Genomic DNA, 18091 nt, shown 5'->3' on the forward strand with positions numbered 1-18091 from the left:
GTTTTGTGCAAAAATCACCGTATTTTCAACGCTCTCCGCGTGTGAAAGTAGATATACCAACAGGGGATGTTATTATTCATGATCCGCCAAATATACCAGAAGAACCTAAATTTTCTATTGAAACAATGTTATTACCAGCGATGATGACAATTTTAACATTGATATTGTATTTTGTGATGATGAAATTTATGAAGATGAATGCAAGTTATATGCCACTTATGATGGTTTCGAGTATCCCAATGTTAGGATCGTATGCAATTACAACGATGGGGCATTTCCGTAAAAAGAAAGAACATAGGCAAATGGTGGAGCAGTTACAACAAAGATATTTGGAGCAAATTCAAAAGCATCGAGTGGAGTTAGATACGTTAAAGGTTGAACAAGCGAAATATTTAATAACACAAAATCCAAGTCCACTAAAGAGTGTACAAAGAATTGAAAATCGAGAAAGTAATTTATGGGAGCGAACACCTGAAAGCCCAGACTTTTTAGATATCCGTATTGGAACAGGTGAGAGACCATTTTATGTTGAATTGAAAGTGCCTGAACAGCAAGGTTATGAGGAAAATCCATTAATCACAGAAGCACAAAATGTGAAAAGAGATTTTAATACAATCCCTAATGGGCATATTTCAATATCATTGAAAAAAAATGATGTAATTGGTGTGGTTGGCAATAAAGAAGATCGATTGAACTTCACTCGAATTGTAACGACGCAAATTATGACACATCACGCTCCAAATGAAGTGAAAATAGCAGCCTTCTATCATGAGAAGGAGAAGAAAGAATGGGATTGGATGAGGTGGATTCCTCATGTGTGGGATGAGCAGAGAAGCATGCGTTTTTTATCTGAGAATCAACAAGAAGCGCAGAAATTAGCTGAAGCGTTGTTCACACCACTTAATATGCGTAGAATTTATAATTCCTCTGCACAGGTAGATGCGAAAATACCTTTAATCCCAATGTATGTTTTTTTCTTATCCGCGAGAGAATTTTTAGAAGATGATCCTATACTTCCAATGTTACTTAGAGAAGGGGAAAGTGTCGGAGCATCTACATTTATATTTGCAGAACAGAGAGAACGATTGCCGATGGAATGTGATCTTGTTATTAGCTTAAACGGAGAAAATGGTGAGTTAGTAGAAACATTTTCAAGCTCAGCTGAAAATAGCGGGACAACGCGTGCTAGTTTTAAAGTAGACCGACTTTCATTTGAACGATGCGAATCAGGTGCGCGAAGTATTGCTCCTATTCGAATGAAAAGTTCTACAGCGGCTAACATACCGAAAGTATTAACTTTTTTAGATTTGTTCCAAGTGAAAAAAATGGAAGAGTTACAGGTGCTAGAGAGATGGAATAAAAATCGATATCCGACTTCATTGCCGGTTCCAATAGGTGTAAGAGAAGGAAGTAAACCTGTGTTTCTAAATATTCACGATAAAATTGAGAAGAAAGGACATGGTCCGCATGGTTTAATGGCTGGTACAACAGGTTCAGGGAAAAGTGAAGTGATCCAGTCTATTATAGCAGCGTTAGCGGCTACCTATCATCCTCATGAGATGGCATTTATGCTTATCGATTATAAGGGTGGCGGAATGTCAAACACGTTTGCAGGATTACCACATATTATCGCATCTATTACAAACTTAGAAGATCCGAACTTAATTGAGCGTGCAAGAATATCATTAAAGGCGGAATTAGAGAGAAGACAAAAATTGTTTATTCAGGCTGGAAATGTTCAACATTTAGATGAATATTATGAAACAAGCTGGCGTGAAAAAGAACCTTTGCCACATTTATTTATTGTCATTGATGAGTTTGCTCAAATGAAAAAGGAACAACCAGAATTTATGGACGAACTAATTAGTGTTGCTGCAATAGGAAGGACATTAGGAGTTCACTTATTATTAGCTACACAAAAACCTTCAGGGGTTGTAAATGATAAGATTTGGAGTAACTCACGTTTTCGAATTTGTTTACGTGTACAAGATGACGCCGATAGTCGTGAAATGTTAAAAATTCCAGATGCCTCTAAAATTAATGTACCGGGAAGAGGTTATTTACAGGTTGGAAGTAATGAAATATTGGAATTGTTCCAATCTGCATGGAGTGGAGCACCTTATAATCCAGATGAAGAGAAAGTTCTTGCTGTGGTTGATTTTACAGAAGTTAAGCTTTCGGGTGAAAGAATAAAAGTGAAAAAGCGCCCAAAACCAATGACAAATAGTCCAAAGCAATTACAAGCGTTTATTCACTATATACAGAACGTATCGGAGAAAGAAAATATTAAAGCATTGCCAGGGCCGTGGTTGGCACCTTTACCAGAAAAATTATTATTAAAAGAGTTTTATGAAATGGAAAATTGGACTGCTGATGTATGGAATAAGGAGAAAGAAAATTTACAAATTACGGTTGGATTAATTGATGATGTCGGAAATCAAGCGCAGTATCCTTTAAAGCTCGATTTACAAGAAGGCCATTTAAATATATATGGTATGCCAGGAACAGGAAAAACAACGATGTTACAAACGATCATTATGTCCCTAGCAGTATCTCATACACCAGCTGAAGTGAATTTTTATATTATTGATTTTGGACGTATGTTTTTAGATTTTAGAGATTTACCTCATGTAGGCGGGATTGTACAAGAGGACGAATATGAAAAAATGAAACGTTTATTTGGTTTTTTGAAGAAAGAAATTACAGAAAGAAAAGAGAGTTTTTCTAACATCGGTGCAAAGTCATTTTCTATGTATAATCGAATGGTCGGAAAGAAAGTTCCTGCTATTGTTGTAATGGTAGATGGTTATATAAGATTTAAAAATGAATTCGAAAAAGAGAATGAAATATTAGAAATGTTATTACGAGAATCAAGCACATACGGCGTGTACTTCTATTTCTCGCTTAATCAAACTATTGATATGTTTGATCGTGTTCGTAATAATATACCGATGGCAATTACATTTGAATTGCAAGATAGAACTGAATATCATAGTTTAGTTGGTAGACCTAATTTCCCATTAATCGAAGTTCCTGCTGGTCGTGGGTTAATGAAAGGACAACCGCCTGAATTGTTCCAAGCAGCATTGCCGTTTATTGGTGAAAGTGAATTAGAATATTCACAGCAGTTAAAAACGATTATTCAAACAATGAGCAGTGAATGGAATGGTGAAAAAGCAAGAGAGATTCCAATGGTTCCTAAAGAAATATTTGTAGAAGATTTAGTTGAGCGATTAAAACCAGCTCAAATTTCTGCAGGAGTTGAAACAGACGATATTCGTTTACAAAGTTTTTCATTGGACGAAATGAATCATATATTTATCGGTGGAAGAATAGAAGGTGGGAAAACATCATTATTACAAACACTTCTGTTCTCTACTGCTTATCAATATTCTCCGGATGAAGTCGAATTATACTTAGTAGATTTTGGTGAAAGACCTACAGGTATTTTAGCTCTTGGAGATTTGCCTCATGTAGAGAAGAGGTTTACAGATGGTATACAATTAAAAGAAATGTTAGATGATCTGCTAGAAGTAATAAATAATAGAAAAGTAGTTATGCCATCTTTAGATTCAAAAGAAGAAGTGGAAATGCCATATAAGAAAATAATTATTGCAATTGATGATATTGATCAAATGTTAGCGATATTATCTAACGACTTTGATTCGAAAAATAAAATGGAACAAATAGTTCAAAATTGTAAAAATAAAGGAATTCATTTTGTTGTGGCCGCTACAACGTCTAGTGTAAATAGCTATTCTCATGAAAAATGGTTTACAGAAATTAGAAAGAGAAGTTTTGGTTATTTATTAGGTACGACTCAAAATAGTGATGTCTATTTCTTTAATATAAAGCTTCCACATACTGAGATGGATCGAGAATTATCAAGTGGGGATGGATATTGTATACGTAGAAAGCCAATGAAAATAAAATGTGCATATACACCACCACATTTACTTTACAAAATGACAAATAAAATTATTGTGAAATGGTCAGAATTAAAGGTTAAATAATATTAAAAAAGGGTTAAATTACAAGAAAATAGAATTTTTTTGTAATTTACCCCTTTTAAAATTGTTTGAATATAGTTTATAATCTAATTGTTGTATCATTTAAGAATTGAAAGGGGAAATATATACAATGGCAGAAATTAAAATTACACCAGAAGAACTTGAGCGAATTGCTAGTAACTTTACAAACGCAGCTGGGGAAGCTCAAAACCAAATTAATAGACTTGAAGGCGACATTAATAGTTTAGAAGGACAATGGGCTGGGGCAACACAAGCGAAGTTCCGAGGCGAATTTGCTCAATCTAAACAAGCGATGCAACAATACATTCCAATTTTAGAAGGTATTTCATCAGAATTAAAACGTATTTCTGATAAATTCCGTAACACAGATAACGCATATTAATAATAGAACAATTGCAAAAGACCAGGAGCTATTGTTCCTGGTCTTTTCTTTAAAAATTGTCATATGAGAGTAAGGGGATAAAATGGGATTCCGACCAGAAGTAGGAGAAAAAATTATTTTTAATAAAGATGTTTATCGTTTTGAGAAACATCCAGCAGTTATTGGGATTGAAATGCCATATGGGCAAGAGGGAAGACAAGGAACAGTTTATCAATTACAACATGAAAATGGTGTGGAACGAATTGCGTTAAAAGTTTTTAAAGAGCGCTATCGTGATGAAAAACATCAACTAGCATTTTTAAAGCCACTTTCCTCCTTAGCTGGTCTTAAAGTATGCTCACGCTATATCGTTACTACAGAAGAACATACATCTGCTATCGAAAAATCAGAAGATCTTGCTAATAGTATTGTAATGCCTTGGATTGAAGGTCCAACTTGGGCTGATATTTTACAAGAACAACGAGTGTTATCAAAAGAACAATGTTTCTTTATTGCAGAAGCATTTCTTACAACACTTAAAATGATGGAGGAAAATGAGGTTGCTCATAATGATCTATCATCCAGTAATGTACTCATACCTTTTTTAAGTGAAAATCCAATTGAAGGCCAACATTATATTGAACTTGTTGATGTTGAGCAAATGTATGGATCAAAAAGTAAAAGACCTTCATTATTGCCAGCAGGTTCAGCGGGTTATGCACCAGTGTATTTGGAAAATGGGATATGGCAAAAAGAAGCCGACCGTTTTGCTGGCGCCATTTTATTAAGTGAAGTATTAAGTTGGTGTAGTGAGGAAATTCGAAATAACAAATGGACGGATGCAAGTTACTTTAAAACGGAAGAAATGCAGACGGAATGTGAAAGATATACGTTACTTCAGCAAGAATTGCATAATCAATGGAATGGGGAAATCGCACAGTTATTTAATCAAGCATGGAATAGTAACACTTTCGCAGAATGTCCAAGCTTTGCACAATGGTACGATGTATTTCATAGTGCAAGAGAAATAGTAAAAATTGATGCGAAAAGGCAGTCAGAAGAAGAACACTCTCTTTTTGTATCGAAATGTTTGGAAATTGCAAGATTATTAGAAGAGAGAGGATTTAAACAAGCGGCATTATATGAATATAAAACAATTTTTAATTCACTCAATCCATCAACAGCTCTAAAACAAGAACTCGCATATATTATTCAACTACTAGAGAATCAAGAATCTGAAATAAATCAAAAAAAAGTGCTGCAAAGTTATGTGGAACTAGCTACTGAATTGGAGCGAGAAAATAATAAAGAATATGCTTGTTTCGTCTATTCACGAATCGTACAATTTCCAAACATTGATCATGCGTTAAAAAAGGAAATTGAAAGCATTATTAAAGAGATAAAAGAAGAAAAAGAGCCACCAATGCCAGAAATAGCAGCTACAATCACAGTTCCAAATAGCATTTTACAGAGCCGTAAACAAACAAAAAAACAAGTTGAATATGATATAGATGATGAAATTTTAAATGCAAAAGCATCGAATCAACCTCTTACATTAACACATGAACAAAAAGAACCGTCCGCCTTCTCAATATGGTGGAACAAGCATAAAAAACGGGTTTTGATTATTGGCTCAATTGTAGTAGTTGTTATAGGTGGTTCAACACTATTTTACTTTTATACAACAAATGCTAAATACCAAAAATTTATGGGACAAGCACGCCAAGCCTATCATGATAAAAAATATATAAAAGCAGAAGAAGCTGTTGGTCATGCGATCGCAGTGAAAGGAAAAGATGAAGCTCATCTTCAGCTAGCAACGATTTACGTTGCTGAAGGGAAAAATAAAATTGCAATCGACTACCTTACAAAATTAATAAAAGATAGAGAAATAGATAAAGAAAATAATGAAGCGGCATATCTATTAGCTTCAGCGAATTTCCGTATAGGAAAATATCAAGAAGCAGTTCCGAATTTCGAACAAGCATTAGCGAATAATGCAAAAGGAATTGAACCATATAAAAAAGATGCGATGCGAGATTTAGCTGTAAGTCATATGAAAATGAAAGAATTTGAAAAAGCAGAAGATGTTATTGTCAAAATGAGTACGAAAACAAATGAAGATAAGGCAATTGTTTCGTATTTAAAAGGACAACTAGCAACTGCAACTGTGCAATTAGATAAAGCAGAATCTTTCTTTAAAGAAGCCATTATGCAAGATTCAAAGAATGCTATATATGCAATTGAAATTTCGAATTTATATGTACTTTGGAATAAAACAAATTTAATTGATAGTGCAAAAAAAGAAGTGAATTATCAACAAGCATCGCAAGTATTACAAGCTGCAATCCAAAAAGATATGAAAAATATAGAGTTACTAAATCAATTAGGAATTGTATATTATGAAGCTGGTCAATTTTATGAAACACGAGATGGTGGAAAAAGTAATGCAGCGTATCAACAAGCGTTAGAAGCTTATAATCGAGTTGTCAACAGTGGGACCCGAGATACAAATACACTTGTGAATATAGGGATTTTATACGATAAAGTGGGACAAGGAAATGAAGCCGAGAAATTTTTCGCAGAAGCATATTCGCAAAATGATGAAGATCCACATGTGAATTTTGCATTTGGGATGTTCAAAATTAAACAAAAAAAATATGAAGAAGCGAACCGCTTCTTAAGAAAAACAGTACAAGCAAATGAAAATGAAGCTGAAGTAAGAGCAGCACAAGAAAAATTAACAGAGATGAAAACAAACGGCTGGATTCAATAAAGATGTGAAAAGGGGAAGAAACATGGAAGAAAACAACAACAATCTAGGAAAAAAAGTTGCTATATCAGTAATGTCGGTGGCTTTATTTGGAACGTCAGGATATCTTGTTTATGACAAAGGCTTTAGTACAGCAGGAAGAGAAACGGTAAAACTAGCAAGTAATACAGAAGAGAAAAAAGATGACCGTATTACAGGAAGTAATTTACAGTCTATGTTCCCAAATTTAGTTGCTGATCCTGCAAAAAAAGATGACAAACCTGGAGAAAAACCAAACATTAATTTAGCAGACTTAATCGGAAATAATAAATCACCGATTACACCAGTGACGTATAAGCCAGATGATGTGTCGGTGGAAAAGAAAGATCCACAAATCAAATTATCAGATGCACCAGCGCCACAAAAGCCGGAACTGCCAACTAATATGGGGGGGCCTGTGGTGGAGCCGAGTAAAAATTTACCGGATAGTTTGGTGGATACGGGGAAAACACCGGGTGGTGATAAGGAACTAGAAAAACCAAAACCGGATGGTGATAAAGAGCCGGAAAAACCAAAACCAGATGGTGATAAAGAACCAGAAAAACCAAAACCGGATGGTGATAAAGAACCAGAAAAACCAAAACCGGATGGTGATAAAGAACCAGAAAAACCAAAACCGGATGGTGATAAAGAGCCGGAAAAACCAAAACCAGATGGTGATAAAGAGCCGGAAAAACCAAAACCAGATGGTAATAAAGAACCAGAAAAACCAAAACCGGATGGTGATAAGGAACCAGAAAAACCAAAACCGGATGGTGATAAAGAGCCAGAAAAACCAAAACCAGATGGTGATAAAGAACCAGAAAAACCAAAACCACCAGTGCCACACGATCAAATTACAGTATCACCAATAACGGGAGATATTTTAGTTGAGTGGTATGCTGGGAATGGAGAGAGGTATTCATCTGTATTCTTTAATGAGTATTATGGAAAAGGGCAAAATTCTGACACGTTAAATAGTAGGGCTAAATATTCGGAGGAAAATAAAGAGTTAACACTGATATCTCAATTGAATGCATCTTCAAATGCACAGACAGTTGCTGATCATAGATTAACATTGGACAATTTGGGAGAAATTTTAGCTAATAAGGAGAATTATTCGAATCAAAGTGAATTATTTTATTTACGTAACCAAATGAATACACTTAAGGAAAAAGTTACAACCCAACAAGAATTACAAGAGTATTTAAAAGAAAATAAGAAAGAGTATATTCAATCAGTTGCAAAGTTAGTATACGATAAGGCTGTACAAGAGGAGAATGTTTGGTTAAATAACCAAACAGATATAGCTTCTCTAGAACAATCTTTAAGTAAATATTACTTAGTTACTTCGGTGCTTGAAAGCGTGGATCCTAAATTAGTAGAGGCTGCAAATCAACGTGTAGAAAAGATTTTCTATAAACTATTACAAGAAGAATTAAAAAATATTAACATCGAAGCACCAGTAGTGACATCTAAAAATGATACAAAAGAAAACGTAAGTCCAGAAAAAGAAACTGTAACTAGCAGTAATGGAGGACAAGTGGTTGTTAAAGAAGATAATACGAATAAAACTGGGGCGTCAGAAATAGCTAGTGAGAAAGAGCAAAAAGATCAATTAATTGAAGCTAATAAAAACAACAAAGAAAATACGAAAGAAGTAAATCATAAAGAAACAAATAGCAATGATACAGATGGTCAAATGAAACCAGAAAAACCAGAAAAACCGGAAAAACCGGAAAAACCAAATCCGATTAATCAAGCGATTGAGAAAATTGAAACATATTTAACCCCTGAAAGTCTAAACTATGAAAATGCTTTACTATTAGCAAATCAATGGATTGATGTCGCAAAAGACCAACAAAAAGAAAAATTAAATCAGCAATTTAGTATAGCGGTAGATGGGCTTAGGGGACAGATGAAAGACCCAAAATTTTCAGTGGAAGATGCTTTAAAGAAAGCAAACCTATTAGCAAGTACGGCAAGGATAGAACAATCTGTTCAAGATGAAGCAAATAAAATGTTAATGCCACTTATGTTTGAAAGAAAAGCGACTGAGGCTGCAAATAAAGGAGAATATTATACAGCTGTATTGAATATTGCTAATGCAATTCGTACAAAGCATCCATTAGAGCGTTCAAGAGAAGAAATGGTGAATTATGCAAATAAACTATGGGAAAAAACAGAAGTTGAATGGGAGCAAATCAATGGAACACCAGATTGGCAAGAAAAGGCTGAGAAATCTGTACTTCCATCGTATACATTATTGGCACAGTTGAAAGATATCGATAAAACAATTGAAAAAATCGTTGGTATGAGTGTTATTGACAATGCGTCGAAAAAGATGGAGGGAATCCAACTAATAGAAGTAGCAAATACAAAAGCGAATCAGAACGGAAAGCTTTACGAAGCTTTACACTATTATGGACAAGCTTCCTATCGTGGGGTTAATGATAAAAAAGGATTTTCGGATGTCGCAAATCGCGTATTAAAAGAAGGGGAAAAAATTGAAAAGAGTAATTACCTATCAGCTTTAGAAATCTATCAAATTCTTTATAAAACACCGGGGATTGAAATGACTGGAGTGAAAGATAAAGCAAAAGTTGCCATTGAATATTTAAGTACATTTGATGCTGCTAATAAAAAGGCTACTAGTATAAACACTATTGAAGATTTAGCGTCAGTAGTTGAGCTAACTCATCAAGCCATGAACTTAGGATATCAGCAGGCACCTGCAAAAGAATTTATGAAAGTTGTCTCTGAAAAAATGTTACAAACAGGTAAAGGGTATTTAGACAAAAATGAAAACAATAATGCATATAAATGTTTTGAGTTTTTAACTCGACCACAATATGCAACAACGATTGTTGGAGAAGTGCGCCAAAAAGCAATGGAGAACTTAGACAAAATAAAAGCAATGGATACAAAAAAATAAATAGATAATGAATTCGCCATCTTATTCCAAGTAAGATGGCGAAATTATTCCAAATAGGAGTGAAAGTTAATGAGTTTACTAGAAATTAGTCCGTTAGATGAGGCGTTAGTGGAAGCGTTACAAAACGAAGAGAAAAGAGGCTATTTTTATGAGATATTACAGAAATCAAATTTATTCGTTGTTGCTTCTGTCGAAGGGGATACAAGTGTAGATGAAGAAGGAAATTTGATTTCTACTAATAATACACAATTGCAAATTCATTATTTTGAAATGGAAGAAGGATTAATGTTACCACTGTATTCGGATTTAAAGCATCTAGAAATGGTTATTCCAGAAGAATGTCCATATGTTTCTATGAATGCAGTTGAATTATTAAAAACAATAGATTTAGAGGCAAATGTCATATTGAACCCAGGAACAAAATTTCAAAAATTATTTGTAAAGGAAGAAATTGAAGCGATTTGTGATAACAGTATTTTTGATGTTTTCTCTAAAGAGAATAAGTAAAAATTAATGCAGTTCTATTTCTTTTTGGTATAAAATAGAGGAAGGTGGGAGAAGGTTTGGAGATTAAAGTCAAACCTGAACAACTCGAACAAATTGCCAAAAACATATCAGAGATGCAAACACACAGCCAGAATATACAACAAAATCTCAATCAATCTATGTTTAGTATTCAAATGCAATGGCAAGGAGCAACGAGTCAGCATTTTTATGGGGAATATATGAGATCAATGAGACTCATGGAATCTTACATACGTAACTTACAAGTTACAGAAAAAGAATTACGGCGCATTGCTCAAAAGTTTCGTCAAGCAGATGAAGAATATCAAAAGAAACAAAATGAAAAATTGAAAGAAACCCATAAAACAGAAAAGAAACATGAAAAATCATGGTGGGAAAAGGGAGTAGAAGGAGCAGCTGAATTCATTGGAGTAAATGATGCAATTCGTGCAGTTACCGGTAAAGACCCTATTACAGGGAAAGAATTATCATCAAAAGAAAGACTCATCGCCGCAGGATGGACACTCCTAAACTTTGTTCCTGTTGGAAAAGTGGCAAGTCTTGCTGGAAAAGGAATAAAGTATGTCGCTTCTAGCTTTGGGAAGACGATTGTAAAAGCAGGAAAAAGACTAGGCGAAGGCGTAACAATGGTAGCCGGAAAAGTTGGAAAAGCAGCTGTTGATGGCATAAAAACAGCCAGCCACAAAGTAACAGAAGGTGTAAACTTTGTAGCCTCCACAGCAAAAGGACTTGCAAACAAAATCGGAAACCTATGGAACAAAGGTACCACAACCGTAAAAACAACCTTCTTGCAGGGGAATGAAAAGATCCAGCACGCAGTAAAAACATTACTGGAGTACAAATGGATCCCAGGCGAGGGAAAAGGCTTCGCCATGGCTGGAGTAGGAAATGTCTCAGGAGGAGGACAGTATTCTCTGAAAGAGGCTTATCAGTATATGGAGAGTAAGGTTGTTAAGGGTACGGGTGAAGGTAGTAAGAAAATCTCTGATGTTCCTCATGTAAAAGAAGCAAGAGATATTATAGCAGAGAGAACAAAAGGATTAGATTTAAATCAGCATCCAACTACGACAAAGCAAATGAGTTCTAAGAAAATGAAAGCATTAAGAGATAAGATTGATAATAGAACTATTACAAAACAAGAGTATGCAGACTACATCTGGAATAAGAAATTTGCTAAAAGACGGGATAAAGGAGTTAAAGAATTTTGGTACCAAGAACAACAAAGAATATTAAATAATGAACCGCTTACTCGAGAGTGGTCTCAAGAACAGTTAAAAGATATTCTTGCTGGTAAAACTCCTAAATTTGATGGTAAACCAATTGTAGGGCATCATAGTTATAGTGCTGCAAAATATCCGCATCTCGCTGATAAGGGAGAAATAATCTATCCAGCAACTTTTCGTGAGCATTTTTACGGATGGCATGGAAGAAAGTGGAGGAATAGTATTCCAGGTGAGCCTATAATACCAATTAAAGACTTTTAAGGAGGTAAGAATTTATGGTGAAGATGAGACTCAAAATTGATGATGATTCAAATAAATTAAAGTATGTATCGATTATCAGACAGAATAATGGAGCAAGTATTCAAGATATTAAAAGAAATATAGAAGATAATAATGTGGTACTAGAATGTGATTATTTTGATACAGATGAATTAAAAGATTTCAAAAAAACAATGGAGGCTTTAATAAGTAAGGGGGCTACTGTACATTTGTTTCAAGATAATCGAGAGGTTCAAATTGATTATATAAGTAACCTTATTAGTTCATATGAACAAATTGCTGAAGACAGAGAAAAGCTAGATGATAGAATTTTAGGTGATGATTAAGATAGATTAGGGTATTGAAATATACATTATCAACTTTATGTATTGAATAGTGAAGAAAATAATAGCAATTATGGTGTTGAAGATAAACATGCATAAACGTATATGTAGATGAATAAAGATAAAGTATATTTGTAGTGGAAAGAAAAAGAATAAGTGGTTTAAAAGTGCATACTCCATGATGGTTGTACCATCATGGAGTACTATGTGCAATTCTAGAATAGAAAACAAAGTACTAGCTTAGGCGAGATGACATTTTACATTGCTATGAATATAAACACATGGAATGTATATTAAACTAACGAGTTCGTACAAACTCGTTAGTTTTAACGTAGTAGTTGTCATGACATATAAAAAGTGTCATACTGTTACTATAAAACTTACAAATTTATGCTACTTAAAAACATATGAACTTAAAGCACTTGATTGTCTATGAGAGGCAACAAGTGCTTTTTGCATTTTAAGATAGAAGAGAGGATAGTATAATAAATAATAAGTACATATGTTGTTTCAGCAAATAGTATAAGAAAATAGATTAGAAGGAGCAGCTGAATTCATCGGAATTAATGATGCAATTCGAGCGGTTACTGGTAAAGACCCTATCACAGGCGAAGAATTATCAACAAAAGAAAGACTCATCGCCGCAGGGTGGACCCTTTTAAACTTTATTCCCGTCGGGAAAGTTGCGAGCCTTGCTGGAAAAGGAATAAAGTATGTCGCTTCTAGCTTCGGAAAGACAATTGTAAAAGCAGGAAAAGGGCTAGGCGAAGGAATATCAATGGTGGCTGGAAAAGCTGGAAAAGTAGCTGTTGATGGTATAAAAACAGCCAGCCACAAAGTAAAAGAAGGCGTAAACTTTGTAGCCTCCACAGCAAAAGGACTTGCAAACAAAATCGGAAACCTATGGAACAAAGGTACCACAACCGTAAAAACAACCTTCTTGCAGGGGAATGAAAAGATCCAGCACGCAGTAAAAACATTACTGGAGTACAAATGGATCCCAGGTTTGGGAAAAGCCTATGTCATGCCTGGAGTAGGAATGGTCCGAGAGATGGGACAGCATTCTCTGAAAGATGCTTATCAGTATATGAAAAGTGTTGGAGAGAAGGGTGTTAAGGGTACGGGTGAAGCTCTGGGTAATAAAGAAGTAGCAGTAGGAGAAGAGATTATTGCCCAAAGGGTACTGAAAGCAGAACTTGATTTAACACCAAAACTTACACCATACAAATCTTTAAGTAGGGGTCAGCAGAAAAAAATAAAAGAAAAGATTGAAAATCGTACAGTAACAAAAGAAGAATATAAAAGATATCAATGGGATAAAAGATTTTCAAAAAGAAGAGCTGCAGGGGTTAATGAATTTTGGAAGCAAGAAAAGAAAAGGATTTTAGATGGAGAACCTACAACAAGGGATTGGACTAATGAACAGATACAAGAGATTTTAAGAGGAAAAAAACCTCAATATAATGGGCAATCAATAATTGGACATCATACTTACAATGCTATGAATTACCCACATATATGTAATAGAGGAGAATTAATTTATCCTGTAACTAGCAGGGAACATTTAAGGGGTTGGCATGGCGGAAGCTATAGTAAAAATGCACCTGGTAGACCTGTTAATCCAAATTATTTAGAAGAATTTTAATGGAAAGGAGAATAATAGATGAGTAAAATGGCAATTACAATAAGCTCTAATGGTCCATTTAGTAAATGTGTAGTACCATTAAGAAAGTACACTGGTTTAGGAATTACAGAGATAAAAAATAAAATTGAAAACAAAGATTTTTTTGCCGAAACAGATGCAAATGATATTGATGATATGGAAAATTTAAAGGGATTAGTTGATAACTTGTTGAAGTTAGATGCGGAAGTGAAAATATTTGATAGTGATGAATACGGTGAAGGGATTTTCGATTACCAAGAAATTTCTTACGGCGAATTTATAAATAATATTGACCGGTTAAAAGAAATTATGGAAGAATTACAGGATTACGATGATGCTTTGTCTGACGAAGTTTAATTGGTCTTAATAATTATTATTTTAAAAATATATGTTAAGAGTTTGTGTTAGTAAAGCAACATAAGCGAGTGATAAAGCTCATGGTTCTAAAACGATAAATACAAAAGCACATAAGAAAAATTGATGAAAAAGAATGTATTTTTGAAGTGGATAGAAAAATATATGGTGTTTGAAAATAGATACTCCATGATGGTTGTACCATCATAGAGTGTTATGTGCAATGATAGAATAGAAAATAAAGTACGAGCTTAGGCGAGATGACATTTTACCGGGCGATAAATATAAACACATGGAATGTATATTAAACTAACAAGCTCGTACAAACTCGTAAGTTTTAATATAGTATTTGTCATGATGTACAAAAGGCGTCATACTGTTACTACAAAACTTACAAATTTACGCTACTTAAAAACATATGAACTTAAAGCACTTGATTGTTAATTAAAGGCAACAAGTGCTTTTTTGCGTTTTAGCGTAGAAATTTAAAAGAGCATTATAATTTTATTAGTGCATTAAGTGTTAAATTTTTATTGTTGTTTTATAGATTGTAATGGCTATGTACAGTGTACGACGATAGTAGAGGGAAAACTAAAGGGGTGTATTATTTTTTGAAGTCATCGTAAAGTACGTTTTAACGGAAGGACAAGTACGTGATGGACTACAAGCGCTATTGTCCGATATGGCGAAAGTATTAATACAACGAGAACTAAAGAAATATGAAGTAGATGTGAAGGCGATTGAACAATCTAATAGTATTTACACATGATCCAAATGACTTTTTGGTGAATGGCATGTTAGAGCTATTAGACCAATATTAACGTCTTGAGAAATCTTTTTTGACAAAAAAATAATATATCCCTTGACAGTTACAAATATAACCGATATACTTCATATTAATTTCAAAAGAAAATATATTCTAAATATTAAAATGTGTTGAATAGGAGTAGTAAGGTCATGTATTTGTACAGAGAGCTATGGGTTGGTGCGACATAGTCAAATGACATCCTGAACTCGCCTAGGAGCAGTAAGGTGGAACGGAATCACATTCTTAGTAAATCTTAACGGTTAACCTTCGATATTAGGTTTGTAATCAAACGATTACTACTAAGGTGGATTCATAATGGAATCAATAAGGGTGGTACCGCGTTAAGTAAATGGCTTAGCGTCTCTTTATATAGAGATGCTAGGCCATTTTTTTATTATATGGAAGAAGAAATGGAGGGTTTATTTGGATAGGTCTATAAAATTTATTTATTTATATAAAAAGATTTAATTAGGAGGAAAATGAGATGAAACAGACGGAGCAATGGACTTCGAAATTAGGTTTTATAATGGCAGCAGCCGGATCAGCAATTGGACTTGGTGCGATATGGAAGTTTCCTTATATCGCTGGGAAGAGTGGGGGAGGAGCGTTCTTTTTAATCTTTATATTATTTACTGTTTTAATTGGACTACCGCTACTTATAGCTGAATTTATGATTGGACGCAGTACGCAGAAACAAGCAGTTGGAGCATTTAAAAGCATCGCACCAAATACAGGATGGCACTGGATCGGACGCCTTGGCGTTGGAACGTGTTTTATACTACTTTCGTTTTATAGTGTTGTAGGTGGATGGGTATTAATTTATTTATTCAGAGGAATAACAGGACAACTGATTACTCCAGGACAAAATTACGGTGCGTTATTTACTGAAACAATTGGGAATCCCGCTTGGGCTATTATGGGACATTTCGCTTTTATGTTCATTACGATATGGGTTGTATCAAAAGGTGTACAAAATGGAATTGAAAAAACAAGTAAATATATGTTGCCAGCATTGTTCGTTTTATTTGTCGCTCTTATTATTCGTTCGTTAACACTTGATGACGCAATGAAAGGTGTGAAGTTTTTCTTACAACCAGATTTCTCAAAGATTACTTCGGAAAGTATTTTGTTCGCAATGGGGCAATCATTCTTTGCGATTAGTATCGGGATTTCAATTATGGTTACGTATAGTTCCTATTTAAATAAAAAAGAAAGTTTACCAAAATCAGCAATAACAATTGTTGGATTGAATTTATTTGTTTCTTTATTTGCGGGTCTTGCTATTTTTCCAGCCGTATTTTCATTAGGAATGGAGCCAACAGAAGGACCTGGATTACTATTTATCGTATTACCATCTGTATTTAGTCAAATCCCATTTGGTGGATTTTTCTTAACAGTATTCCTTGCACTATTTACATTTGCGACATTAACATCGGCATTTTCTTTACTAGAGACTGTTGTTTCAGCATTAGCAAATGGTGAACAAGACAGAAGAACGAAATTATCATGGATGATCGGTTTCTGCATTTTCTTAGTAGGCATACCATCTGCGTTATCATTTGGAGTATGGAGTGATATTACGATTTTTGGAAAGAATATTTTTGATGCAGTAGATTTCTTATCTAGTAATATATTAATGCCACTTGGAGCACTATTTATTAGTATTTTCGTATCATTCAAGATGGAAAAGAAAGTACTAGAAGCAGAGTTTTTTGTAGGTGGAAATTATGGAAAGAAAGTATTTACTTGTTGGGCATTTTTACTTCGATTTGTAGCACCACTTGCAATAATTATCGTCTTCTTAAATGTAATAGGGATTATTTAACATTAAATGTTATAATATTCAGTAAAAAAAGAAGATGGTGATGTTTATGGCGAATTTGATAGAAACAGGAGAGTATATGAATATTAGAGGGAAAAAGCTATACGTTGAAACACATGGAAATCCTAAAAATAAGTCAGTCTTATACTTGCATGGTGGTCCAGGAGAGAGTTGTTATGATTTTTCATTTCATCAAGCGGAACGTTTAAAAGATTCTCTATATGTAATTATGATAGATCAAAGAGGTGTTTGTCGTTCAGAAAAAATTACTGAGGACGAAGCTTTTGGATTAAATGATTTGATTGAAGACTGTGAGGAATTAAAAAAAAGTATTACAAATTGAGAAGTGGTCTATAATTGGACATTCTTTCGGTGGATATGTAGCATTGCTTTATGCGTCGATATATCCAAGTTCAATAGAGAAAATAATATTTGAAGGACCAACTTTTGATTTTGCATTAACAAGTAGAGCTTTGTTGCAAAAGATAGGGCATTTATTAAAAAAGTATGGAAAAGAAGAAGTAGCAGAAGAGTCTCTTGCTTATTCATCTAGCAATGCTAGTTCAAAAGAGTTGTTAGAAGCTTATATAAGACTAAGCAATGAATTAGAAGAAAAAAGAATGGAGATTTACAATAATAAGGAAGATAGGACAGATGAGAGTTTATACAGTGATGAAGAGTGGGAAATATTTCCAAATCGCTCTCAAATTCATTTTAATAGATTAAAATTAGAGGGCTCATGTCATAAGTCATTATTATATAAAATAAAAGAAGTACAGAATCAAATGTTATTAATTGTAGGAAAACATGATGTAGTAACGTGTGAAGAACAAATTAAAACATTTAATAAAGATGCCCGAAACGGCAAGTATATCGTATTTGAAGAGAGCGGTCATTCACCTCATTATGAGGAAGCAGATAGGTTTGCAGAAACAGTCATATATTTTTTGAAATGAAGAAAAGGGTGCTTCTATAA

General features: G+C 34.1%; 9 protein-coding genes, 3 pseudogenes and 1 other annotated feature. All 12 genes and pseudogenes read left to right on the forward strand.

Annotated features, from left to right (window positions below; all coding sequences use genetic code 11):
- Positions 1 to 5 precede the first annotated feature (5 nt).
- The 12 genes and pseudogenes from essC to AC3EMB_RS10945 all read left to right on the forward strand — a co-directional run bounded on the left by essC (position 6) and on the right by AC3EMB_RS10945 (position 18071).
- The gene (essC, locus tag AC3EMB_RS10890) at positions 6 to 4013 is read left to right on the forward strand and encodes a type VII secretion protein EssC (RefSeq protein WP_140155656.1); all 4008 of its coding nucleotides are present in this window, start codon (positions 6 to 8) and stop codon (positions 4011 to 4013) included.
- Between the two features lie 127 nt (positions 4014 to 4140).
- A complete protein-coding gene (locus AC3EMB_RS10895; protein ID WP_053564631.1) occupies positions 4141 to 4413 on the forward strand; it encodes a WXG100 family type VII secretion target in 273 nt (90 codons plus the stop codon).
- Between the two features lie 82 nt (positions 4414 to 4495).
- Positions 4496 to 7168, forward strand: coding sequence for a tetratricopeptide repeat protein (locus AC3EMB_RS10900; RefSeq protein WP_423098848.1), 2673 nt, complete (start codon positions 4496 to 4498; stop codon positions 7166 to 7168).
- A 22-nt stretch (positions 7169 to 7190) separates the two neighbouring features.
- Positions 7191 to 10118: a hypothetical protein gene (locus tag AC3EMB_RS10905; RefSeq protein ID WP_488517679.1), complete on the forward strand. Its 2928-nt coding sequence runs from the start codon at positions 7191 to 7193 to the stop codon at positions 10116 to 10118.
- A gap of 69 nt (positions 10119 to 10187) precedes the next feature.
- A complete protein-coding gene (locus tag AC3EMB_RS10910) occupies positions 10188 to 10625 on the forward strand; it encodes an SseB family protein (protein ID WP_053564628.1) in 438 nt (145 codons plus the stop codon).
- A 56-nt stretch (positions 10626 to 10681) separates the two neighbouring features.
- Positions 10682 to 12127, forward strand: coding sequence for a WXG100 family type VII secretion target (locus AC3EMB_RS10915; protein ID WP_366986786.1), 1446 nt, complete (start codon positions 10682 to 10684; stop codon positions 12125 to 12127).
- 14 nt (positions 12128 to 12141) lie between these two features.
- Entirely contained in the window at positions 12142 to 12471 is a 330-nt protein-coding gene (locus AC3EMB_RS10920) for a hypothetical protein (protein WP_002171737.1), read from the forward strand.
- A gap of 523 nt (positions 12472 to 12994) precedes the next feature.
- Positions 12995 to 14113 (forward strand): annotated as a pseudogene (locus tag AC3EMB_RS10925) (pre-toxin TG domain-containing protein); the annotation flags it as partial.
- 18 nt (positions 14114 to 14131) lie between these two features.
- Positions 14132 to 14488 (forward strand): hypothetical protein, encoded by a 357-nt coding sequence (locus tag AC3EMB_RS10930; RefSeq protein ID WP_088023256.1) that lies wholly within the window; start codon positions 14132 to 14134, stop codon positions 14486 to 14488.
- A 673-nt stretch (positions 14489 to 15161) separates the two neighbouring features.
- Positions 15162 to 15303 (forward strand): annotated as a pseudogene (locus AC3EMB_RS10935) (recombinase family protein); the annotation flags it as partial.
- 109 nt (positions 15304 to 15412) lie between these two features.
- Positions 15413 to 15661: a binding site (T-box leader), on the forward strand.
- Between the two features lie 116 nt (positions 15662 to 15777).
- Complete coding sequence (locus AC3EMB_RS10940; RefSeq protein WP_366986787.1) at positions 15778 to 17118, forward strand: sodium-dependent transporter; 1341 nt, start codon at positions 15778 to 15780, stop codon at positions 17116 to 17118.
- 76 nt (positions 17119 to 17194) lie between these two features.
- Positions 17195 to 18071: pseudogene (locus AC3EMB_RS10945) on the forward strand (alpha/beta fold hydrolase).
- Positions 18072 to 18091: the final 20 nt, after the last annotated feature.

It is taken from the genome of Bacillus sp. LQ16 (assembly GCF_057784645.1).

Bases quoted from the DNA above. Each gene is read 5' to 3' on its own strand.
- AC3EMB_RS10940 (WP_366986787.1), top strand. From the start codon at position 15,778: ATGAAACAGACGGAGCAATGGACTTCGAAATTAGGTTTTATAATGGCA.
- AC3EMB_RS10900 (WP_423098848.1), top strand. From the start codon at position 4,496: ATGGGATTCCGACCAGAAGTAGGAGAAAAAATTATTTTTAATAAAGAT.
- AC3EMB_RS10910 (WP_053564628.1), top strand. From the start codon at position 10,188: ATGAGTTTACTAGAAATTAGTCCGTTAGATGAGGCGTTAGTGGAAGCG.
- AC3EMB_RS10905 (WP_488517679.1), top strand. From the start codon at position 7,191: ATGGAAGAAAACAACAACAATCTAGGAAAAAAAGTTGCTATATCAGTA.
- AC3EMB_RS10895 (WP_053564631.1), top strand. From the start codon at position 4,141: ATGGCAGAAATTAAAATTACACCAGAAGAACTTGAGCGAATTGCTAGT.
- AC3EMB_RS10930 (WP_088023256.1), top strand. From the start codon at position 14,132: ATGAGTAAAATGGCAATTACAATAAGCTCTAATGGTCCATTTAGTAAA.
- AC3EMB_RS10920 (WP_002171737.1), top strand. From the start codon at position 12,142: ATGGTGAAGATGAGACTCAAAATTGATGATGATTCAAATAAATTAAAG.